Origin of the sequence: Xylanivirga thermophila (assembly GCF_004138105.1) — a bacterium.
Lineage (GTDB): Bacteria > Bacillota > Clostridia > Caldicoprobacterales > Xylanivirgaceae > Xylanivirga > Xylanivirga thermophila.
The window spans coordinates 32,622-56,372 of record NZ_RXHQ01000012.1 but is presented as its reverse complement, the minus strand read 5'-3'; the positions used below and the strand labels follow the sequence as shown (position 1 = coordinate 56,372).

18 protein-coding genes and 1 tRNA gene are annotated in these 23,751 nt (G+C 37.4%); 14 read left to right on the top strand and 5 right to left on the bottom strand.

Annotated features, from left to right (window positions below):
* Nucleotides 1-100 precede the first annotated feature (100 nt).
* The 4 genes from amrA (at nucleotide 101) to EJN67_RS07300 (ending at nucleotide 4,567) form a co-directional block, all read left to right on the top strand.
* Nucleotides 101-1,432 (top strand): AmmeMemoRadiSam system protein A, encoded by a 1,332-nt coding sequence (amrA, locus tag EJN67_RS07315; protein WP_129723692.1) that lies wholly within the window; start codon nucleotides 101-103, stop codon nucleotides 1,430-1,432.
* 10 nt (nucleotides 1,433-1,442) lie between these two features.
* Nucleotides 1,443-2,420 (top strand): AmmeMemoRadiSam system radical SAM enzyme, encoded by a 978-nt coding sequence (gene amrS / locus EJN67_RS07310; protein ID WP_129723691.1) that lies wholly within the window; start codon nucleotides 1,443-1,445, stop codon nucleotides 2,418-2,420.
* An 85-nt stretch (nucleotides 2,421-2,505) separates the two neighbouring features.
* Nucleotides 2,506-3,378, top strand: a complete 873-nt coding sequence (gene cdaA / locus EJN67_RS07305) for a diadenylate cyclase CdaA (protein WP_129723690.1) — start codon at nucleotides 2,506-2,508, stop codon at nucleotides 3,376-3,378.
* Nucleotides 3,356-4,567 carry a CdaR family protein gene (locus tag EJN67_RS07300; RefSeq protein WP_165000792.1) on the top strand — a complete coding sequence of 404 codons (1,212 nt, stop codon included), beginning with the start codon at nucleotides 3,356-3,358 and terminating at the stop codon, nucleotides 4,565-4,567. Before cdaA ends, EJN67_RS07300 begins: the two co-directional genes overlap by 23 nt.
* Nucleotides 4,568-4,599: 32 nt before the next feature.
* On the opposite strand, the gene EJN67_RS07295 is transcribed toward EJN67_RS07300, so the two are convergent.
* The 5 genes from EJN67_RS07295 to EJN67_RS07275 form a co-directional block, all read right to left on the bottom strand.
* Nucleotides 4,600-4,998, bottom strand: coding sequence for a response regulator (locus EJN67_RS07295; RefSeq protein WP_165000791.1), 399 nt, complete (start codon nucleotides 4,996-4,998; stop codon nucleotides 4,600-4,602).
* A 222-nt stretch (nucleotides 4,999-5,220) separates the two neighbouring features.
* The gene (locus tag EJN67_RS07290; protein ID WP_129723687.1) at nucleotides 5,221-6,735 is read right to left on the bottom strand and encodes a hypothetical protein; all 1,515 of its coding nucleotides are present in this window, start codon (nucleotides 6,733-6,735) and stop codon (nucleotides 5,221-5,223) included.
* Nucleotides 6,732-7,292 carry an RNA polymerase sigma factor gene (locus tag EJN67_RS07285; protein ID WP_129723686.1) on the bottom strand — a complete coding sequence of 187 codons (561 nt, stop codon included), beginning with the start codon at nucleotides 7,290-7,292 and terminating at the stop codon, nucleotides 6,732-6,734. The genes EJN67_RS07290 and EJN67_RS07285 overlap by 4 nt, the downstream gene beginning before the upstream one ends.
* Nucleotides 7,293-7,580: 288 nt before the next feature.
* On the bottom strand, nucleotides 7,581-7,865 hold the full coding sequence (locus EJN67_RS07280; protein ID WP_129723685.1) for a hypothetical protein: 285 nt from the start codon (nucleotides 7,863-7,865) through the stop codon (nucleotides 7,581-7,583).
* 105 nt (nucleotides 7,866-7,970) lie between these two features.
* A tRNA-Arg gene (locus EJN67_RS07275) sits at nucleotides 7,971-8,047 on the bottom strand.
* Nucleotides 8,048-8,238: 191 nt separating this feature from the next.
* Between EJN67_RS07275 and EJN67_RS07270 the strand changes: the two genes are divergently transcribed.
* The 10 genes from EJN67_RS07270 (at nucleotide 8,239) to glgD (ending at nucleotide 23,648) form a co-directional block, all read left to right on the top strand.
* Nucleotides 8,239-9,921, top strand: a complete 1,683-nt coding sequence (locus EJN67_RS07270) for a formate--tetrahydrofolate ligase (protein ID WP_129723714.1) — start codon at nucleotides 8,239-8,241, stop codon at nucleotides 9,919-9,921.
* A gap of 27 nt (nucleotides 9,922-9,948) precedes the next feature.
* Entirely contained in the window at nucleotides 9,949-11,370 is a 1,422-nt protein-coding gene (locus EJN67_RS07265) for an FtsW/RodA/SpoVE family cell cycle protein (RefSeq protein ID WP_129723684.1), read from the top strand.
* Nucleotides 11,306-12,826 carry a peptidoglycan D,D-transpeptidase FtsI family protein gene (locus EJN67_RS07260; RefSeq protein WP_165000790.1) on the top strand — a complete coding sequence of 507 codons (1,521 nt, stop codon included), beginning with the start codon at nucleotides 11,306-11,308 and terminating at the stop codon, nucleotides 12,824-12,826. The genes EJN67_RS07265 and EJN67_RS07260 overlap by 65 nt, the downstream gene beginning before the upstream one ends.
* Before the next feature lie 91 nt (nucleotides 12,827-12,917).
* On the top strand, nucleotides 12,918-13,424 hold the full coding sequence (locus tag EJN67_RS07255; RefSeq protein WP_129723682.1) for an ECF transporter S component: 507 nt from the start codon (nucleotides 12,918-12,920) through the stop codon (nucleotides 13,422-13,424).
* Between the two features lie 114 nt (nucleotides 13,425-13,538).
* Nucleotides 13,539-15,518, top strand: coding sequence for a 1,4-alpha-glucan branching protein GlgB (glgB, locus tag EJN67_RS07250; protein ID WP_243641252.1), 1,980 nt, complete (start codon nucleotides 13,539-13,541; stop codon nucleotides 15,516-15,518).
* A 23-nt stretch (nucleotides 15,519-15,541) separates the two neighbouring features.
* Nucleotides 15,542-16,972 carry a glycogen synthase GlgA gene (glgA, locus tag EJN67_RS07245; protein ID WP_129723680.1) on the top strand — a complete coding sequence of 477 codons (1,431 nt, stop codon included), beginning with the start codon at nucleotides 15,542-15,544 and terminating at the stop codon, nucleotides 16,970-16,972.
* Between the two features lie 21 nt (nucleotides 16,973-16,993).
* Nucleotides 16,994-19,429: a glycogen/starch/alpha-glucan phosphorylase gene (locus EJN67_RS07240; protein ID WP_129723679.1), complete on the top strand. Its 2,436-nt coding sequence runs from the start codon at nucleotides 16,994-16,996 to the stop codon at nucleotides 19,427-19,429.
* A gap of 39 nt (nucleotides 19,430-19,468) precedes the next feature.
* The gene (locus EJN67_RS07235) at nucleotides 19,469-21,262 is read left to right on the top strand and encodes an alpha-amylase family glycosyl hydrolase (protein WP_129723678.1); all 1,794 of its coding nucleotides are present in this window, start codon (nucleotides 19,469-19,471) and stop codon (nucleotides 21,260-21,262) included.
* An 88-nt stretch (nucleotides 21,263-21,350) separates the two neighbouring features.
* Complete coding sequence (locus EJN67_RS07230) at nucleotides 21,351-22,496, top strand: glucose-1-phosphate adenylyltransferase (protein WP_129723677.1); 1,146 nt, start codon at nucleotides 21,351-21,353, stop codon at nucleotides 22,494-22,496.
* 42 nt (nucleotides 22,497-22,538) lie between these two features.
* Entirely contained in the window at nucleotides 22,539-23,648 is a 1,110-nt protein-coding gene (glgD, locus tag EJN67_RS07225) for a glucose-1-phosphate adenylyltransferase subunit GlgD (protein ID WP_129723676.1), read from the top strand.
* The last annotated feature ends 103 nt before the right edge of the window (nucleotides 23,649-23,751 follow it).

The window sequence follows — 23,751 nt, the reverse complement described above, 5'->3', positions numbered from 1 at the left end:
CTACCTCCTATATGATCACTATATTGGTAACTTTATTATGTAAAATATGTGTATGTTTTTTACAATATATGATACACTTAAGATACGAGGAGGGATATATATGGGTAGAATTTTAGGTGCTTATATGATGCCTCACCCGCCCATTATAATACCTGAGATAGGCAGAGGAGAAGAGAAAAAGGTAGAGCATACCATAGAGACCCTTGATATGTGTGCAGTTGAGATAGGTGAAATGAAGCCTGACACAATAATACTCATTACGCCTCACGGTCCAGCATTTCAGGATGTTATAACCATATTAGGAGAACATACACTATCGGGAGATTTTTCACGATTTGGGCTTCCAACACTATCGATGCAGTTTCAAAATGACGATAATCTTATAGAGGGTATAATGGATTATAGTAAAATAAAGGACATCGATTGTGTGGTATTGAATCGGAAAATGGCAGATGCATATGGTATGTCTATTGAATTGGAATGGGGAGCAATGGTGCCACTTTATTTTATAACCCGGCATTATAAGGATTTCAGATTGCTCCATATCACTACACCACTTGTTTCCTATGAAGATATGTATAGATTTGGAGCGGCAATACAATCTTCAGTAGAAAAAGGAGATAGTGACGTAGTAATTATATCGAGTGGTGATCTATCCCATAGATTAAAGGTAGATGGACCATATGGATTTCATCCCATGGGTCCGAAGCTGGACAATGAAATAGTAAAACTTGTGGGCAAAGGTGATGGAGAGGGCCTTCTAAATATGGACAAGCATATGATTGAGGAAGGAGGCGAATGTGGGCTAAGGGCTATATTAACCGTTTTTGGAGCATTAAAGAATTATTGCATATCCCCTACAGTATTATCCTATCAGGACGACTTTGGTGTAGGATATATGGTAGCTAGGATAGGGATGGAAGATACATATGTAAATCTAGCCAAAAATGCGGTAGAGGCATATGTGCTTGAGGATAGGGTCATAAAACCTGATAAAAAGCTTCCAGAAGATATGCTATATAAACGGGCTGCCGTATTTGTATCTATAAAGAAAGACGGTGCACTTCGGGGATGTATAGGGACGATAGCTCCTGTAAGAGACAATATAGCCGAGGAGATTATATGTAATGCCATAAGTGCTGCTACCAGCGATCCACGATTTTTTCCCGTAGAAAAATCAGAACTTTCCCATTTGTCATATTCAGTAGATGTATTGAGCCAGCCGGAAGAAGTTGAATCGATAGAATCGCTAAACGCAGAGGAGTATGGCGTTATAGTAAAAAAAGGGCATAGAAGGGGAGTATTGCTGCCCAATCTTGAAGGTGTTGATACGCCGGAGGAGCAGATAAGCATTGCATTGAGCAAGGGAGGCATACCTCCGGAAGAATCATATGCCGTAGAAAGGTTTAGGGTAATAAGGCATGGGAGATAGGGGGATATACATGAGGGAAGCTTTGTTTTATAAACGGGTAGGGGATGGGGTAGAGTGTCTTCTTTGTCCCCATAGGTGTATTATTCCTTCAGGACATACGGGGATTTGCAATGAGAGATTGAATACAATGGGCAGGTTGGAGCCTGTAGGTTATGGGAAGGTATCTGCCATAGCAATGGATCCAATGGAGAAAAAACCATTGTATCATTTTTATCCAGGTAATAACATATTATCGGTAGGAGGAGTAAATTGCAATCTGGATTGTCAGTTTTGCCAAAACTGGGAGATTGCCCATGATACTCCGGAGACAGTAGAATTATGGCCAGATGAGCTAGTGGATATGGCGTTAAGGGAGGATGCAATAGGCATAGCATTTACGTATAACGAACCGGTTATATGGTATGAATATGTGCTTGATACCATGCAATTGTCGCAAGAACAGGGTCTAAAGAATGTGCTTGTTACCAATGGCTTTATAAATAAGGAGCCCCTTGAGATGATGTTGCCATATATAGATGCCATGAATATAGATGTGAAAGGATATACTGAGGAATTTTACAGGAAGGTATGTAATGGCAGCCTTAGATATGTAAAGAATACGGTAGCACTGGCCAGTGAAGGATGTCATGTAGAGGTTACGAATCTTGTAATACCAGGATTAAACGATAGTATTGAGCAAATGATGGAACTAGCCAAATGGTTGGCGGATATAAATAAAAATATTCCTCTGCACATAACAAGATATTTTCCGAATTATAAGATGAATATGGAGCCTACACCCTTAGATAGCATACAAAAACTATACGATACAGCAAAAAAATATCTAAATTATGTATATATGGGAAATATACAAGGCAGGGATAGAAATACCTATTGCCCTGAGTGTAATAATTTACTCGTGGATAGAAGATATGATACCATTATACTAAATTTAGAAGACGAAAGGTGTAAAAAATGTGGCAGAAAAGTCGATATTGTTTTAAAATAGAGACAAAGAGGTAAACATATTTCATAAATGTACAAAAGTGTTATATAATAGATACGTATTTAACAAGGGCGAGGTGTTTTGGCCTATGTGGCATTGGATTTCTAATATTATATATTTATTGGAGCCTTATTTTCGTTTTCCCGATGTTATACGTCATACCATAGATATATTACTTGTTGCATATATACTGTATAGAGCAATACTGCTTATCAAGGAAACACGGGCAGAGCAGGTACTTAAGGGACTCGCGGTTTTGCTTATTGTTACGTGGCTTAGTCATGTTTTGAGATTGACAACTTTGTATTGGATTTTAAAAAACACTGCCACTGTAGGTGTAATTGCATTGCTCATAGTATTTCAACCTGAGCTTAGACGGGCACTAGAGCAGATAGGCCGGGGGAAAATCTTTGAAAAGGGTGTTTTCACTCAAAATGACAGTAGGGATGTATCGGTGGTTATAGGGGAAATTACTAGGGCTGTACAAAACTTGGCTAAAAATAAGATAGGTGCTCTTATTGTAATAGAGCGTAAGACAGGTGTAAATGATGTTATCGAAACCGGAGTAAGGATAGGTGGAGAGGTTAGTCAGCCTCTTTTGGAGAATATATTTGTGCCAAATACTCCACTACATGATGGTGCAGTGATAATAAGAGATGATCGCATTGCAGCTGCGGGATGTTTTCTTCCCCTTACCGAAAATCCTAATCTGAGTAAGCAGTTAGGTACGAGGCATAGGGCAGCGCTGGGTATTTCTGAAAATTCCGATGCCTTAGCTATAATAGTATCTGAGGAAACAGGTATAATTTCGGTAGCTAGCGATGGTAAATTGACCCGTTATCTAGACCCCAAAACATTAAAGGAGATACTGGGTAAGGCTTATGGGCTCCAAAGGGAGCAAAGCAGGACATTTAGTCTTAAAAAGTGGAGGGCAAGACATGAAAAGCAGCAGATTAAGTAATAATTTACCATTAAAAATAATATCACTTATATTTGCAATAATATTATGGTTCATCGCAATAGGAGAGGAAAATCCCGAGATATCGAGAAACTATGTAGATATACCGGTAAAAACAAAGAGTGAAACGGATCTTAGGGCAAAAGGGCTTACATTGGTTTATGATGCGGAAGAGCCGGTTAGTGCTAGGCTTCGTGGACGGGCTAGGGATTTGAACAAGGTGGATGAAGAAAATCTTGAAGGGTATATAGATCTGTCAGATATCGATAGACCTGGAGAATATAAATTGCCGGTGGAAATAGGGGGGGTACCATCTGGGATAAGGGTTGAAAAGCAGCCTGTGAGAGAAATTCTCATAAACAGGCTAGTAACAAAAGAACTGCCCATTGAAGTAAAAATAGATGGGGAGGAGGCTTCAGGTTATCAAGTACAGCCATATACAATCAAGCCCGATAGCATACGGATTCAGGGTCCGCAATTATTGATAGACAAAATTGTGCAGGCAAGGTTGATAATGGAACTTAAAGGTAACAAGGAACCTGTAGAGGTATCATTGCCTATAAAGATTCTTGACAAGGATGATAAGGAAATTAGTTCAAGATATATAAAGACATCCCAGGATTATGCCATAGTAAACATACCTATATATCCAAAGAAAACTGTTCCAATAGAAGCTAATATAACAGGGACACCTGCTACCGGTTATGAGGTGGCGGGAGTGGAAGTTAGGCCAAAGGATATAGTGATAAGTGGAGAAAAGGCATTGTTAGATGGGATAAAATCCATATCTACTGATATAGTGGATGTTGAAGGAGCCTATAGCGATATACAAAAGACTGTAAAATTGCAGGTTAATAACAAACTATATGTAGAACCAACTCAGCCTTTACAGGTAGATGTTTTGGTGCGTATAAAGGAAGCAGAGGTGCAAAAACAGGTATCTATAAACAAGATAGATGTTGTAAATATAGGAGAAGGTAAGGTAGTACAGCTAGATACAAGTGCTGCCAATATTACAGTTGCAGGGGTAAAATCTACGGTAGATAGTCTTGAAAATCAACTAATACGTTTATATGTAGATGCGGGAGGAGTATCTAGGGGTAAAAAGAAACTGCCCGTTAAGGCTGAATTGCCATCGGGAGTTAGAATGGTATCCATGGAACCTCAAGAGGTAACCGTAACAGTAAAATAACAAGCGCTGAATATATCTTTCAGCGCTTGTTGTCAAAAAAATCTCCTTACGCCTGTTTCAATTTCGAGTTTTGCCCGTAAAAGTACTTGGTTTATCTCTTCTGGCTTTGCTGGTTTCAGGATATAGTCATATGCCCCTACTTTCATGGCTTGCCTTAGATAATCAAAATTGTCATAATTGCTTACTATAACATATTTAATATTTGGCCAGCGCTTTTTTGCTGTTTCAATGAAGGTAATGCCGTCCATTTTAGGCATACGTATCTCTGTAAATACAACGTGGGGGGATACATACGGAAGAAGGGATAGGGCCTCTTCACCATTATTAGCCTCTCCAACTAGTTGAAAATCATTTTCCACCCATTTTATCTTTGAATCTATGTCTCTTCTAGCATTATAGCTATTATCTACTATAACCACTCTTAAATTCACTCTGTCTTCATTCCTTTCAGCAAAAAAATTGTCAAGTTGATTATAACACCTTATACATGACTTGAAAACACATTTCACAGTTTTTTAACAAATAGTGCGAAAATCTCCAATATCATTCTTAAAATTAAATAAAAAGTGTCTGATAGTAAAATTACTAAGATCATCGAAAAAGAATATAAGAGTGGGATTGATATTTTGGTATTGCTATAAAGATGTAACCGATCAATCTGTCGGTGTTTTTTTTCTGATTTCAATATAATAACGTTCATGCGTTGTATCAAGATCTACCTCGTTGATGTTGTTTGGTATATCAAAACCGAAATTTTGACGAATGATCTCATAGCATTCTGGCAATTGGATTTTAGCTGTCTGTCCTATAAATTCTAAATGACTACCAAGTGTTGTCATCATATCGTAGCCATTAACTCCTCGATTTTCTTTTCGACCTGTACAGCAAAAATCATAGTTTGCGCCCTTTATAAAATGGCCTTCAAGTTCTACACATTGTCCTGCTGGTATTGTAATTTGTGCAGACAGATACATTACCCTATCTGTGGAAAAACTCTCACCAATTATATCATCGAGTCTGTTCAATTCATAGCGATCTTTTGGTTCATCACCCAAACTGGTGTATTTAAGCATGGAGATAACCGCACGGTAGGAAATGTCATTTGTGACAAGGGGAGATATGCCATCTTGTCTTATATATTCATTTAAGAATTCCGCCATGCATTCCTTGATAACTTCGGATAAAAGCATGGTTTCTTTTTTTACTGTTGCTGAGAAGCCAGTAATTTTCTTCTTGCAGGCTCCGTTCTCATAACCATCAATGGTATATTTAGCAGGGGGCTCACCTAGAACAATTACCCGTTCTCCTTGTGAATGGGCAATAAAATAGTCATAGTGATGAAGCCGTGTTTGTGTATTAATACTTGCACCATTCATTCCATAGGTAAGAACTTTAGATTCCTTTGGCAAGACAAATTTCATAGCAAGCGTTGCGGCATCATATTTTTCTGGATATTCTACATTTTCAAAGGTGTAAACTGTCACGGTTTGGTCTGTAAACATCTTTTTACCCTGTGCTGCTTCAAAATATTTACCATCTGAAAGAAGTGCCTTGTATCCCTCCCATGATTCTATATCTGCAAGGTTTAGTGTTTTACTGTCAGGACCGTCAGCTCCATATACGCCGGTAAATCCGCCTGTATAATCTCCTATAAGGAGCTTTGTTTGCAGATTTTTACCGTTTGCAGAAAGTGTTGGAGCGAGATTTTTGCTATCATTTAAACTGCTGATAAAAGGATAAATTACCGATATGGTTTTGTCATTAGTAGAATTATTATACAGAGTATAGTGATCAGTTACCTGTAAATTTACCACATCAAGATAGTTATCTTTATCGTATTGTGAAAAATCAAATAGTGTATTTCTGTCTGCGGTAATATCCTTTGTATCGCCAGCTACATTAAGCGGCAAAATAGGACCTGCATAGTGCATAAATGTAGAACTATCTTCATGCCCGCTATTTCCTAATCCTGCTTTAGGTTTAAATATGTCATTATTATCTAAATACCAAATGCCGCTGCAAATAATAATTGCTACACATGCAACAGCAGCACCCCATTTTATCCATATCTTATTGTTTGTTTTTTGTGGTAGTTTTTCATCTTCTGCTTCCGTTATAAGTTCATCATCGAGAAGTCCTAAAATTTGAAACAACTTTTCGCCTTTCATATTGGTACACCCTCTTTCATCAGATACTTTTTTAGTGCGTTTCGAGTACGAAACAGGGAGGACTTTACCTTGCTTTCGCTGATTTCAAAACGTCCGGCAATCTGTAAAACAGAATCCCCATAGAAATATCGCCTTAGAAAAATAAGCCTGTTTTCCTTTGAACTATTTCTCAAAAAATCACTGATATGCTGTGCAACCGCTAAATCTTCCATTTCCTTTTCGATATTGTGTATGTCTGGGATGCAGGCTTCCAGTTCTGAAAAAAGCAGCTCTATTTCACCGCCGCCACGCTTTTGCGCTCTGTTTTTTTTATATCTGTCAAGGGATAGGTTGCGCGTGATCTTCCCTAGCCATGTTCGAAAGAATGACGGACGGTTTGGCGGAATTGCGTTCCATGCGTGTAAATAGGTATCATTAACGCACTCATCTGCATCCTCTATATTTACAAGAATATTCATTGCAATGCTTTTGCAATAATTGCCGTATTTTTTGGCGGTTTGCGAAATGGCAGTTTCGCTACGGTTCCAGTAGAGCTCAATGATTTGACTATCTTCCATCTATTTCATCTCCTTTGCTTAAAAGTGTCCTCATCTATATACACGACAAATGGTATTGATTGGTTGCGATTATGTCTAAATTATACCATGGTCTTTCCAAAATCTTGTAATTTGTTAGGGCAAAGAGAAAAGGCAATGAATATTGTTTTAAATTATCTATTAGAACAATATTCATTGCCTTACCTTTGAGTGAGTTGGTAATAAATGATGCGAATACATTTTTAGCGATGTATTTGAACTTACACTATGCAAAATGCTCATAATCTTTTAAAAGTCCTTAGTTCCAATTTAATCTAATGCATCTACATATTTTTTAGCTTCAAGTAAAGACATTTGCGTGTGTTTACGAATTCTTTTAACAGCCTCTACTTCTTTTCCTGTGCGTTTCAGATGAGTTGCGAGCTCTTTTACTTCATCGGAAACCCAATAAGATGAGAGATTATCATAACCAGTAAGTTTGGCTAATTGATTTATTCGTTCTTCTTGACTTTTGACACGTTTTTTTAATGATGAAATTTCATTAAACATTAGTGCGCTAAAAATAATTAACAACACAAAAATAACAGATTCCATTTGACTTATTCCCCCGTATATTATATAAATAATTCTCATTCATTATAGCATTATTTAAAGTATATAAAAAGACCTATCTTTCCCTTGATGAAAGATAGGTCTTTTTGGTGCGTCTGGCGGGATTTGAACCCACGGCCTTTCGAGTCGGAGTCGAATACTCTATCCAGCTGAGCTACAGACGCATTTAAACAAATGGTATTATATCATATTATCATATATAAATCTATATGCTTATAAATTTTTTGTATTGGGAAAGGATTTATATGTTACAAAAATGTAAGGTATGGAGCGTCAAATTAAATGGTATTTTATTGAGAATTATTAGGACGTGTGGTATGATAAAAAGCAAGATAAAAACGGAAAAGGGATGATTATCATGTATAAAACTGATATTGAGATTGCACAAAATGCAAAGATGAAACCTATATGTGATATAGCCGATACTTTGGGAATAGACGAAAAATACATAGAGATGTATGGCAAATATAAAGCAAAAGTAGACTATAACATATTAAAGGATATGGAAGATAAGCCTGATGGTAAGCTTATCCTGGTTACTGCAATAACTCCTACCCCGGCGGGAGAAGGGAAGACTACTACTTCAATAGGCCTTGGTGATGGCCTAACCAAGATAGGTAAGAAGGCAGTATTAGCCCTTAGAGAACCATCATTGGGACCTGTATTCGGTATAAAGGGCGGTGCAGCAGGCGGAGGATATGCCCAAGTAGTGCCCATGGAGGATATAAATCTTCATTTTACCGGGGATATACATGCTATAGGTGCAGCTAATAATCTATTGGCTGCAATGATAGATAATCATATACATCAAGGCAATCAACTGGGTATTGATACTCGCAAGATAACCTGGAAAAGATGTATGGATATGAATGATAGGCAGCTTAGATCAATAGTATGTGGGCTTGGTGGACGCACTAATGGAGTGCCGAGGGAAGATGGATTTGATATTACTGTAGCATCAGAGGTAATGGCTATATTATGTTTAGCCAAGGATATGGATGATTTAAAGTACAGGCTTAAAAATATAGTCATAGGATATACGAGAGATGATAATCCCATAACTGCAGGAGATCTAAATGCCCAAGGCGCCATGGCTGCCCTTTTAAAGGATGCTCTAAAGCCTAATCTTGTGCAGACTCTAGAACATACTCCCGCCTTTGTACATGGTGGACCATTTGCAAATATAGCCCATGGCTGTAACAGCTTAATGGCTACTCAAGTGGCCCTAAAACTTGGTGATTATGTGGTTACGGAGGCAGGATTCGGCGCTGATCTAGGAGCTGAGAAATTCCTTGACATAAAATGCCGTGCAGGTGGCTTGAAGCCATCGGCAGTTGTTATAGTAGCCACTGTGAGGGCACTTAAACACCATGGTGGAGCGCCAAAGGATGAGTTGTCTAAAGAAAATCTTGAGGCACTTAAACAAGGGTTACCGAATCTTTTGAAGCATATAGAAAATATTACCGTCAAGTTCAGCCTTCCGGCAGTAGTGGCAATAAATAAATTCCCTACAGATACTGATAAAGAGATAGAAATAATAGAGAGGGCATGCCATGAATATGGGGTAGAAGTGGCATTATCTGATGTCTGGGCAAATGGAGGTGCAGGTGCCATAGACCTTGCTAAGCAGGTGGTCAGATTAGCTGAAGAAGATAAGGATAGTACATTTCAATATATATACGATGCTGATGAAGGTATAAGGCAGAAGATAGAAAAGGTAGCTAAAGAGATATATGGGGCAGATGGGGTAGAATTTACATCTTCGGCTAACAGGGAGATAAAGAAGCTAGAAAAGATAGGGCTTGATAAATTACCGATTTGTATTGCAAAGACTCAATATTCATTATCGGATGATCCCAAAAAGCTCGGTTGGCCAAAGCACTTTAATATAACAGTAAGAAATGTGAAGGTATCAGCAGGTGCAGGATTTATTGTAGTTTTAACTGGCGATATAATGACTATGCCAGGTTTACCCAAAAAACCTGCAGCAGTTAGTATAGATGTGGATTCCAGTGGAAGAATCTATGGACTGTTTTGATATACTTTTAAGAAAGGCAGTGAATGCATGCTAAGCAGACAGTATGAAATACTTGCTTTGACCCTTAGATATTGGTTGGTATTTTTGATGGCCTTTATATTTTTTCAGGCTTTTAAGGATACATGGCGTTCTTTTAGAAATAGAGGGCAGTATATTCCTGTAGGAAATGGGAATATACCCTTTGTTTTATCCATGTTTGTAATGAGCGCCTTTACGGTATTATCTATGCGGCAAGGGCAGGGAATAGATGAAGTAGTAATTTTGCTGGGTGTGCTTATAGTTTCGATTGTTTTATTCCAATACTATTTGTTAAAATTTATATTTGATGGTTTGGATGGTTATATAATACTCATTATGGATGCACTTGCAGTATTGGGATTTATAATGCTGCACCGGCTGAATCCAGCTATGGGTTTTAGACAGGTGGAATGGTTTGGCATAGGGAATCTAGCACTTATCATGGCAATGGTATTTACCATATATATAAATGATGGGCGTAAGATCTATTACCCATTTATGGCAATGGCATTTGCATTATTGTTTTATACCCTTCTTAAGGGTACCACACATGGGGGAGCAAAGAGTTGGGTTGAAATAGGGAAAAAGCATGCCTTCCAGCCATCTGAATTTATCAAAATTATTTTGGTATTTGTTATGGCTATTGATCTTAAGGATAAAAAAAGATGGCGGGATAGGCTGCCTATGTTTATATTTGCTGCTATGGTTACCATATTGGTGGCAGCCCAAAGGGATCTAGGTACGGCTCTTCTATATTTCTGCATATTTATATTTATGTACTATACTGCTACAGCAGACTGGTTTACCATATTAGGTGCCCTGGGTGCTTCTTCAGGAGGGGCTGTGCTTAGTTATAAGTTTTTCAGCCATGTAAGGGTAAGGGTACAGACATGGAAAAACCCGTGGGCCGCCATAGAAGATAAGGGATATCAGATTGCCCAGGCACTTATTGCAATAGGCAGTGGCGGGTTAAATGGTACCGGATTGGGGCTTGGAATCCCACAGATTATCCCGGCATCTAAAACGGACTTTATATTTGCTGCAATATGTGAAGAGATGGGCATACTTATAGGACTGATGATGATTGGATTTTATGCAATTATTATAATGCGGGGGATCACCATAGCGTTAAATGCCTATACGCCATTTGATGCCATTTTATGTGTAGGTGCTACTGCATCTATCGCTATTCAAAGCTTTATAATTATAGGCGGGGTTATAAAGCTTATCCCTTTAACCGGTGTGACAATGCCATTTGTAAGCTATGGAGGTAGTTCTATGCTGGCAAGTTTGGGACTTGTTGGCATAATAGAAGGGGTAGCTATAAAGACCTATAGAAGGAGACAGTCAGAGGTGAATGAGCAGCATGAAGGGGAAGAAAACTGGGAAATGGACACAGGACAACAAGATGGATCACACCAGTGGGAATGATGACAATGTCCATCTCGATAAAAAACTTCAATCCAATATAAAAAACACATTTACAGTATTTATTATCATGTTTGCCGTTTTGGCGGGCTATTTTTGTTATGCCTTGTTTTTCTATGGTGATAGATGGTTTTCTAACGCGTACAACAACAGGGTGAGAATGGATAGTGAAGCGCCCAAGATAATTCCTGGAGATATACTCGATAGGCAGGGTATGGTACTTGCCACTACTAAAAATGGTTCGTATAAAAACTCTAAAACAGGTGAGATGCAAAAAGGGTATTATAGGCAATATAACAAGGATGTAAAATATTCTGCACATGTGGTGGGTTTTAACAACCAATCAGGCAGGGCGGGAGCAGAGGCATTTCACATAAAGTATATAATGGGCTATAACAATAATATATTTGAGCGCATATATCAAAAGGCTTTTCTGCCACAGGAGCGGGGAAATGATGTGGTGCTTACAATAGACTGGAGGCTGCAGAAATATATAAGCCAGGCAATGGGAAATCAAAAGGGTAGTGTGGTAGTGCTAGATACAAATACAGGGGAAATACTGGCCATGGTAAGCAAGCCATCCTTTGATCCAAATGATATGTCCACTGTGAAAAATGATGCGTTGGTGGAAAGGGCGGTGCAGGGCTTGTATCCACCAGGTTCCATATTTAAGGTTATTACTGAAGCTGCTGCTATACAAAACATTGAGGGGATAAGTGATAGGGTTTTTGATTGCAAAGGAACAATAAAAATCGATGATCAAGAGATCCCCTGCTATAACAAAAAAGTCCATGGACAGTTAAAAATAGAGGATGCCATTTCAGTATCATGCAATACTACATTTGCCCAGATAGGTGTGGAGGTGGGACGTCAGGCTCTATTGAAAACGGCAAATAATTTTGGATTTAATAAGGATTTTTTATTTCCAGACCTAAAGGTAAGCAAAAGTCAATTACCACTTTATAAAAATGTATCAAATGGCGAATTGGCATGGCATGCCATAGGACAGGGTAAGACCCTTGTTACACCACTACACATGGCTATGGTAGCATCTAGCATAGCAAATGATGGCACTATGATGGAACCAAAACTTTTATATAAGGTAATAGGAAGAAATGGACGGGTACAAAAAAAAGTTAGACCTAGGGAATATCTAAAACCTTTAACGCCTGAAAATGCCCAGCTTATAAAATCAGGTATGATAAAGGCTGTACAGGAGGGGACTGCAAAAGGTGCTGCCATAAAGGGGGTACAGGTGGCAGGGAAGACGGGGACAGCTGAAGTCAAGGCGACAAAGGAATCTAGTAGTACCCCCCATGCGTGGTTTATTGGTTTTGCTCCCGCCGATAAGCCTTCAATAGCCATATCGGTAGTTATTGAAAATGGAGGCACAGGGGGAAGTAAAGCAGCACCACTTGCAGGAAAGGTATTGAGAAAGGCCAAGGAACTTGGGTATTAAAAATTAAAATACAGGTGACAAGACAGTTGACAAGACACCAGACCTGAGTTATAATATCCTTAGTTTTTAGATACATAAGGAGGTTCTATTTATGAAAACAAGGGATATTGTAATAGGTGGGTTGCTTACTGCTGTATCTATAATGATCCCATTACTTCTTGCAGGTACTCCTCTAATGGTGACCATACCGCCGTTTTTTACGGCTACTATAACGGCACATGTGCCCACAATGCTTGCTATGGCCATAAGTCCGCAGGTGGCAGTTATGGTTGCACTAGGTTCAGGTATAGGATTTACCATAAAGGTAAATGCCATTGTAGGGGCAAGGGCATTTACCCATGCAATATTTGCCTTTGTAGGTGCCAATGCCTATAAGAAGGGAATGTCATACAAAAAGGTACTTCTTATTACTGCACCTATACATGGATTATGTGAAGCACTTGTGGTGCTGCCCTTTGGATGGGATCTAAAAAAAGCGATGTTAGCATGTGGCATAGGTACTATAGGCCATCATCTAGTTGATGCACTTGTTACATTTATGGTATATGAAGCATTGATTAAGACTTCACTTTTAAAAAGGCCTTCAAACTCTATTTAAATATATAGAATTAATCTACAGGAATGAGTAATAAAACAAATACCCCTGACATATATCTTTATATGTCAGGGGTATTTGTTTTTTACTATACTATTTAAAAGGTGGATGAAGGGTATGAAAAACTCAGGAGCTCTATCAAAATCCCTTATTTGTGATGCTGACATCTCTCTTTTTCATGCAGGTCAGCATAATGAATGCTATAGATTTATGGGGGCGTGTTTTACTAGAGAAAATGGGAAATTAGGTATTAGGTTTACTACTTGGGCACCAAATGCAAAGTCTGTCCATGTAACTGGCAGCTTTAGTGATTGGAATATAGATGATAAATATGCCTTAAAGCCTATATCATTCCAGGGTTTATGGAGCGCATTTATACCGGGGATAAAGGAGGACATGCATCTATATAAATATGAGATAACCACGCAGAAAGGGGTGAAGCTTTTAAAGGCCGATCCCTTTGCTTTTTATTCTCAAAAACGTCCAGATACAGCTTCAGTAATTGTAAAACCCAATGGATTTAATTGGAGTGATAAGATTTGGATGGATAAAAGAAGGAATACAAATATATATGAGAGCCCGATAAATGTATACGAAGTGCATCTAGGGTCATGGAAACGGGGAGAGGATGGAGAGTTTTTGACATATAGAGAACTGGCAAAAGATTTACCTAAATATGCAAAAGACATGGGATATACCCATATCGAACTCATGCCTATTATGGAGCATCCTCTTGATGATTCATGGGGATATCAGATAACGGGATATTATTCTGTTACCAGTAGATTTGGCAGCATAGAGGATTTTAAATATTTTGTAGATGTATGCCACGGTCAAGGGATAGGGGTTATCCTTGATTGGGTGCCTGGACATTTTTGTAAAGATGATTATGGACTTTATAGATATGATGGGACGCCTACATATGAGTACAAGGATAGTAATAGAGCCGAGAATATGGGATGGGGAGCTGCCAATTTTGATCTTAGCTGCCCAGAGGTAAAAAGTTTTCTAATATCAAATGCTACTTACTGGCTTAAGGAGTTCCATATAGATGGTTTAAGGGTAGATGCGGTGGCTAATATGCTATATCTTGATTATGATAGAAGGGCTGGAGAGTGGACGCCTAACAAATATGGCGGGAGGGAGAATCTAGAGGCCATAGTGTTTTTTAGGGAGCTTAGCGAGACATTATTCCATGAGTTTCCCAATATACTTATGATTGCAGAAGAATCCACCGCTTGGCCTATGGTCACAAAACCTTCGTACCTCGGAGGATTGGGCTTTAATTTTAAGTGGAATATGGGGTGGATGAATGACGTTTTAAAGTATATAACCCTTGACCCAGTGTATAGAAAATATAATCATAACCTTATAACATTTTCCATGATGTATCACTACTCGGAAAACTTCATACTGCCTATCTCCCATGATGAAGTGGTGCATGGTAAAAAATCACTTATAGACAAGATGTGGGGAGATTATTGGAATAAATTCGCAGGCCTTAGGGTTTTTGCGGCTTATATGTATACCCATCCAGGCAAGAAGACTCTGTTTATGGGTAGTGAATTTGCCCAATTTATAGAGTGGAGGCATTATGAATCTTTAGAATGGCAACTTATAGAACAGTTTGAGACACATAGGAAAACCAAGTTATTCTTTAAAACACTAAATCATATATATAAGGATAATGCCGCCCTATGGAAGCTTGACTATAGCACGGAAGGTTTTGAATGGATAGATGCTGATAATGCTGATCAAAGCATAATAGTATTTATGAGGCGCTCTGAAAAACCGGAGGAAACCCTTGTGGTAGTATGTAACTTTACTCCTATAGTATATTATGACTACAAAATAGGGGTGCCCTATTTAGGAGAATATGAAGAACTTCTAAACACCGACAGCCAGGAGTTTGGAGGATCGGGTCAGATAATGGATGAAATATTATATGCTAAGACTGGGCAATGGCACAACCAAACATATCATCTTACCATAAAGGTGCCTCCCATGGCTGCACTTATACTGAAGATAAATAGGATAGAAGAGGATATAAAGGAAGAGAGCAAAATTGGTAAGATTCAATTGGCAAATATAGGTTAATAAAGATGGAGGAAAAAAGAAAAGTGAAGATTTTATTTGTTACATCGGAGGCCGATCCCTTTATAAAGACTGGAGGATTAGGCGATGTTTCCTATGCCCTCCCTAAATACTTACGGGGTATGGGAATGGATATAAGGGTGGTAATGCCCAAATATAAGGGTATAAATGGCTCACTTAAAGAGGAAATACATTGTATAAGATCTTTTATCGTGCCGGTGGGCTGGAGAAACCAAAATTGCAGTATATTTGAGTGTGATGTAGATGGGGTAAAATACTACCTTATAGACAATGAGTATTATTTTTTTAGGGATGATATATACGGGCACTATGACGACGGTGAGAGATTTGCATTTTATGATAGGGCGGTCCTCATGATGTTAAAAGAGATTAACTGGAAACCAGACATAATACACTGTAATGATTGGCAAACAGGGATGATACCAGTTCTATATAAAGTTCAATATAAAACTGATCCATTTTATCAGCGTATAAAAATATTATACAGCATTCATAATATGGCGTTTCAGGGGAATTATGATCCTAATATACTTGAAGAGTTGTTTGGACTTGGAGATGAACTCTATACAGATGGCAGTCTTGAACTATATGGTGCAGTTAGCTTCATGAAAGGTGGTATAAGCTATGCAGACGAGGTAGCCACTGTAAGTAGATCGTATGCCTGGGAGATACAAACGCCCCAATTTGGAGAAAAAATGGATGGTCTATTAGCGAGCAGGTCTGCTCATCTTCATGGCATAGTAAACGGTATAGATTATAGCATATATAATCCTAAAACCGATCCTATGATCTATAAAAACTATGATATGGATACATTAGAGGATAAATATGAAAATAAGATAAAGCTTCAGCAGGAGTTAGGACTTAAGGTGGACAGGGATATACCCATGCTAGGTATAGTATCTAGGTTAACCAAACAAAAAGGTATGGATCTTATAACATCCATTTCAGATACATTATTGCAAAAAGATGTGCAACTTGTTGTATTAGGCACTGGAGAATATCAATTTGAAGGTTTTTTCAAAGGGCTTCAAGATAGATATAGGGATAGAATGTCTGCCAATATATCCTTTGATAATACTTTGGCCCATAGGATATATGCGGCTTCTGATATATTCCTTATGCCATCATTGTTTGAACCTTGTGGCCTAGGGCAGCTTATAGCCCTAAGGTATGGAAGTCTGCCCATAGTACGGGAGACGGGAGGACTTAAAGATACTGTAAAACCCTATAACAAATTTACTGGGAAAGGAAATGGTTTTAGCTTCACCAGCTGTAATCCTGAGGATCTTTCCTATGTAATAGGCATGGCCCTTAATTATTACAAGGATAAAGGAATATGGAAAGACATTATAAGGCAGGCTATGGATTCTAATAACAGCTGGGAAAATGCCGCAAATTCCTATAAGGAACTCTATGAAGGCATGTTAAAGTGACTTTTTCAGGGAGGCATAAATATGTTAAAAATAGGCAAGGAACAATTTAAAAAGGATTATATTGAAAAATTTATAGAAATGCATGGAACGGAGCTATCGGAAGGTACTGATTACAATAAATATGAAGCCCTAGCAGGATTGACTAGGGATTATGTAGTTAAAATGTGGCTTTCAACCAATAAACGATACAATGATACAGGAGAAAAACAGGTGTATTATTTTTCCATGGAATTTCTTATGGGCAGGATGCTAGGGAACACTCTATTAAATCTTGGTATAAGGGATGTATGTAAAGAAGGTTTATCTGATCTTGGGATAGATCTTGAGAGATTAGAAGAGATGGAGGAGGATCAAGGTTTAGGAAATGGAGGTTTAGGGCGATTAGCGGCATGTTTTCTTGATTCCATGGCGTCTTTAAACATTCCTGGTCATGGATGTGGAATAAGATATAAGCGCGGCTTTTTTGAACAAAAGATTATAGATGGATCCCAGGTGGAGGCGCCAGAAAATTGGCTAAAAAACGGAAATGTATGGGAAATAAAAAAGCCTGATAAGGCTCAGATAGTCAAGTTTGGAGGCCATGTGAGGGTGGAGAGAAGAGATGGCCATTTGATATTTATACATGATGATTATGAACCTGTACTAGCTATTCCCTATGATATGCCCATTGTAGGGTATGAAAATGACACCGTTAATACTTTAAGGCTATGGAGCGCAGAGCCCTTGTCTGATGAATTTGATTTTTCCTCTTTTAGCAGGGGGGAGTATTCAAAGGCTATAGAATATAAAAACTCTGTAGAAGCCATATCACAGATATTATATCCTGATGATACGCTATATGAAGGAAAAATACTAAGGTTAAAGCAGCAGTATTTTTTCGTTTCCGCAGGTCTTCAAAGTATTATAAGGCATTTTAAAAATAATGGAGTGGGTATACGGGATCTGGATGAAAAGATGGCCATACATATAAATGATACCCATCCTGCATTGGCTATTCCAGAACTTATGAGGATATTGATGGATGAGGAAGGTTTAGGATGGGATGATGCGTGGCGGATAACTACCAATACTATATCCTATACCAATCACACAATATTAGCTGAAGCTTTAGAAAAATGGCCTATAGATATGTTCAAAAGACTTTTGCCTAGAATCTATATGATAATAGAGGAAATAAATGAAAGGCTTTGTGGACAGTTATGGAATAGATATATCGGTCAATGGGATAAGATATCGAGGATGTCTATACTGTCCGATGGGTATGTAAAAATGGCCCATCTGGCCATAGTAGGAAGTCATAGCGTAAATGGGGTGGCAAAGCTACATACTGAAATACTAAAAAAAGAAGAAATGACCGATTTTTATTATCTGTATCCAAGAAAATTTAACAACAAAACCAACGGAATAACCCATAGAAGGTGGCTTATAAAGGCCAATCCACAGCTTACGGCTCTTTTGATAGATACTATAGGTGATAGCTGGATAAAACACCCTACCGATATGGAAAAATTCGAAAGATTTGCCCATGATAGATCAGTTCAGGGGAGACTTTATGATATAAAAAGGGATAATAAAGTAAGACTATCAAATTTTATAAAGCGTACCCAGGGAATAGATGTGGATCCAGATTCCATGTTTGATGTGCATATAAAGAGGATACATGCCTATAAGAGGCAGACACTCAATTGCCTTAGAATAATGGCCCTTTATAATAGACTTATTGAAAATCCCAATCTTGATATAGTGCCTAGGACATTTATATTTGCAGGTAAGGCTGCCCCTGGTTATTATCTAGCTAAGAATATAATTGAGCTTATAAATTCAGTGGCAAATAGGATAAATAATGATCCTAGAGTCAATAACATTATAAAGGTAGTTTTTATGGAGAATTATAGGGTGTCTTTAGCGGAGAAGATCATACCTGCGGCTGACCTTAGTGAGCAGATATCAACCACTACAAAAGAGGCATCAGGAACTAGTAATATGAAATTTATGATGAATGGAGCAGTTACCATAGCTACTTTAGATGGGGCTAATATAGAGATACGAGATGAAGTTGGAGATGAAAATATAATCATATTTGGGCTTACTGAACGTGAAGTGCTTAACTATTACCAAACTGGTGGTTATTCTTCGACTAGCATATTAAGTAGTAATGCTATATTAAAACAGGTGGTAGAAGATCTTATGAATGGTCAATATTCAAGTGATAAGGATAAATTTAAGCCTATCTATGAAAGTCTCATTACATATAATGACGAATTTTTTGTGATTAAGGATTTTGACTCTTATATAAAAGCCCAAGGAAGGGCAGATATATTATATAGGGATTTTACCGAATGGAACAAAATAGCTATAACTAACATAGCCCATTCAGGTATATTTTCCAGCGATAGAACTATACAAGAATATGCTACAGGAATATGGGGTTCAGGGTATCTATATAAAAATTTGTAGTGTGTTTTCTAACATATAACTTCCTTAAGGAGGAATTTTATGCCAGATATCTATGCTAAACATGATTCGCAGGAACTATATTTTCGAACTCCGTTTGGGGCAGTAAAGCCGAAGGATAATGTGATTTTGAGATTAGAGGGTAAAAATATTGGAAAAGTAGAATTAGAGATAATACTATTTGATGGACATAGAATGAGTGTACCTATGGAGCAAAGATGGGCTGGAGATATGCAGATATTTGAGAAAAACATTCATATAAAAGAAGAACATATAGGTATAATCAATTATTATTTTACCATCTATGCATACAATCAGGTATTTTATTATGGCAATAATCATGATGGTTTAGGTGGTGAAGGGAGGATCTATAATAAAAACCCCCCCTATTATCAAATTACGGTATATAGGGAATTTAAAGTGCCTGCCTGGTATAAGGAGGGCATCGTTTATCAGATATTTGTTGATAGATTTTGTAATGGAAATGAAGACGGAAAAGTTCTAAACCCAAAAAAGAATAGTTTTATATATGCAAATTGGGATGATGAACCCATGTATATAAAGGATGATAAAGGTGATATAAAAAGATGGGAATTTTATGGAGGTAATCTGAAAGGGGTAATAGAAAAGCTTGATTATTTAAAATCACTTTATGTTACCGTAATATACTTAAATCCTATATTTGAATCAAGTAGTAATCACAAATATGATACGGCAGATTATAAAAAAATAGATCCCATGTTTGGTAATGAAGAGATATTTAAAGAGCTATGCCTCGAGGCAGAAAAAAGGGGGATAAGAATAATTTTAGATGGTGTATTTAGTCATACTGGCGCTGATAGCGTTTATTTCAATAAGTTTGGACGCTATAAGGCGTTAGGTGCTTATCAATCTAAGGATTCTCCATATTACAATTGGTATAGATTCATCCAATACCCTGATATATACGAATGCTGGTGGGGTATTGATAATCAGCCCAATGTAGATGAGCTCAATCGTAGTTATATGGATTTTATAATAAATGATGAGGATTCGGTGATAAAAAAATGGATTAAATTAGGAGCATCGGGCTGGAGACTTGATGTGGCAGATGAACTTCCTGACCCATTTATAGAGCAGCTAAAAAAAGAGATGAAAAAGACTAGGGAAGATAGTGTACTTATAGGGGAGGTGTGGGAGGATGCATCGAATAAGATAAGCTATTCCAAAAGTCGTGAATATCTGTTTGGACATGAACTGGATTCAGTTACCAATTACCCCTTTAGAGGGGCTGTCATATCCTTTTTAAATGGGCATATTACTTCCCATGAGTTTAGCAGGAGGATGATGAGCATTTATGAGAATTATCCTCCTGAGGCATTCTATTCTAATTTAAATATACTGGGTACCCACGATACGGAGAGGATACTTACCATGTTTCATGCTAAAGGTGATAAGGCAGTTTTATATATGGAGCTGGCGGTAGCCATACAGATGACATTTCCAGGGGTACCCCTTATATATTATGGGGATGAGGCGGGAGTAAAGGGGGGGACAGATCCTGACAACAGAAGAACTTATCCATGGGGCAAGGAAAATAAATATATTATGAATTTATATAGAAGGCTTACCTCCATAAGAAACAAGCATGATGTATTTAAAAAGGGCAATATCAGGTTTTATAATTCACATCAGGATATATTATGCTTTGAAAGGTTTTATGGAGGAAATCGAGCATTTGTAATAGTAAATAGGCATCCATCTAATAGGATATGTTTAGATATACCAGAACAAAGGCTACATATGGATATGAACCCTTTGAGCTTTAAGATAATAATGGATTTATGGGAGATTTAAGTGTAATGATGAATATTTTAGTATATAAATTAATATAGAATTTAATATATTAATTTATAGAAACATGAAGGTGAAGTGGGGTGTCTCAATGCAGAACAAGGAAATAGTGGCAATGATATTGGCAGGAGGACAGGGTTCTAGATTAGGTGTTTTAACTAAGCACTTAGCTAAACCTGCAGTACCTTTTGGGGGAAAATATAGAATAATAGATTTTACCCTTAGTAACTGTTCGAATTCAGGCATATATACGGTGGGAGTGCTTACTCAATATATGCCCCTTGAACTTCATGCTCATGTGGGATTAGGTAGCCCATGGGATTTGGACAGGCGAAATGGTGGGGTGTATATACTCCCGCCCTATCAGGAGGAATCTGGAGGTAGCTGGTATAGAGGGACAGCAGATGCCATATATCAGAATATATCCTTTATAGATAGCTATGATCCGGAATATATAATTGTATTATCAGGGGATCACATATATAAAATGGATTATGAGAAAATGCTTAAGTTCCATAGACAAAAATGCTCAGACTGTACTATAGCAGTCATAGACGTAGACCCCAATGAGGCGTCTAGGTTTGGTATCATGAATACAAATGAAGATTTGTCCATATATGAATTTGAAGAAAAGCCTAAGCATCCTAAGAGTAACAAGGCATCTATGGGGATATACATATTTAATTGGACCCTTCTTAAAAAATTTTTAAAAGAGGATGTAAGGGACAAGAATTCTAGCAATGATTTTGGTAAAAATATCATACCCAAAATGCTAAAGTCTGGACTTAAATTGTATGCCTATCCTTTTGAGGGTTACTGGAAGGATGTAGGTACGATAGAAAGTTTATGGGAGTCAAATATGGATCTTCTAGAGAGTGATAACGGGCTTAATATGCGGGATCCTGCTTGGAGAGTATATTCTTATAACTATGTAAGGCCTGCACAATATATAGGTCCAAATGCTAGTATAAAAGATTCACTTGTAGTAGATGGGTGTAGGGTATATGGAGAGATTATACACTCCATATTATCCATAGGTGCAATAGTTGGTAAGAATGCCAAAGTGATGAATTCAGTAATAATGCCAGATGCAAAGGTAGGAGAAAACGTTATTATCAATAAAGCGATAATTGGTAATAATGCGATTATAAGAAGAAACAGTATTATAGGGGATGGCAAAAAGGTGACAGTTATTGGAGTCAATGAGGATATAAAATCGGGGTCGGTTGTGAAATAAGCTGTTAATTATAATGGGCTTATTAGGATTGGGGGAATTAATATGTTAAAAAATTGTATGGGGATTATAAACTTAGATGAAAATGAAGACAGGATAAGAGAACTTACTAGGAATAGATCATTGGCATCGGTACCTATAGCAGGTAGATATAGAATAATAGATTTTATCCTTTCAAATATGACCAATGCTGGAATAGACAATATAGGGATATTTACAAAGATGCAGTCGAGATCATTAATGGATCATTTGGGAAATGGACGTCCGTGGGATTTGAATAGAAAGATAGATGGACTTAGAACTTTTAATTTTGCACATATAAACCCTGAAATAGATGATATATATAATTTTTCCAGCAACATAGAGTATTTTTATAAATCAAAACAGGAATATATAATTCTCTCTTCTTCATATATGATATGCAATATTGATTTTAAGAAAGCAGTGGACTTTCACCAGAATTCAGAAAATGATGTAACTGTAATATATAAGAAGGTAGTTAATGCCGATAAAAATTTTTTGTTGTGTGAAGTACTCAATATAGATGATGATGGAAGGTTGCAGAGCGTAGGCAAAAACATAGGCAATATGCAGGATGCAAATATATGTATGGAAATGTATATAATGAAAAAAGATTTATTCATTGAGTTGGTAAGGGAAGGAGTAACCACTGGCAATTTTAGGAAGATTAAGAATGCAATATATAATTCGTTGGACAGGTATAGAGTGGGTACATATGAATTTAAAGGTTATTTAAGATGTATAAATTCACTAAAGGCTTATTATAAAAGCAGTATGGAACTATTAGATCATGGAATAAGGAAACAGTTATTCTTAGATGAAAGGCCTGTATATACAAAGGCTAGTGATGAGGTTCCTGCTAGATATTATGAAAACAGTGATGTAAAGAATTCTATAATAGGGAATGGGTGCATTATAGAAGGCAATATAGAAAACAGCATAATCTTTAGAAAAGTCAAGGTTGGTAAGGGGGCAGTTTTAAAGAATTGTATAGTACTTCAGAATGGTATTATAGGCAATGGGTCAAAGCTTACTAATATAATTACCGATAAATATGTGGAAATAGCACCTGGTAAGGAGCTAAAAGGTGATGAAGATATTCCCCTAGTGGTAGAAAAGAAGAGGATTTTGTAATAGATTATTAAAAAAGGTATTGATTGAGTGGGAGCTGCCTGAATAAAACGGGCGGCTTTTTATATATACATATTGCCTTATGCATAGTAAAATGCTAATCTTA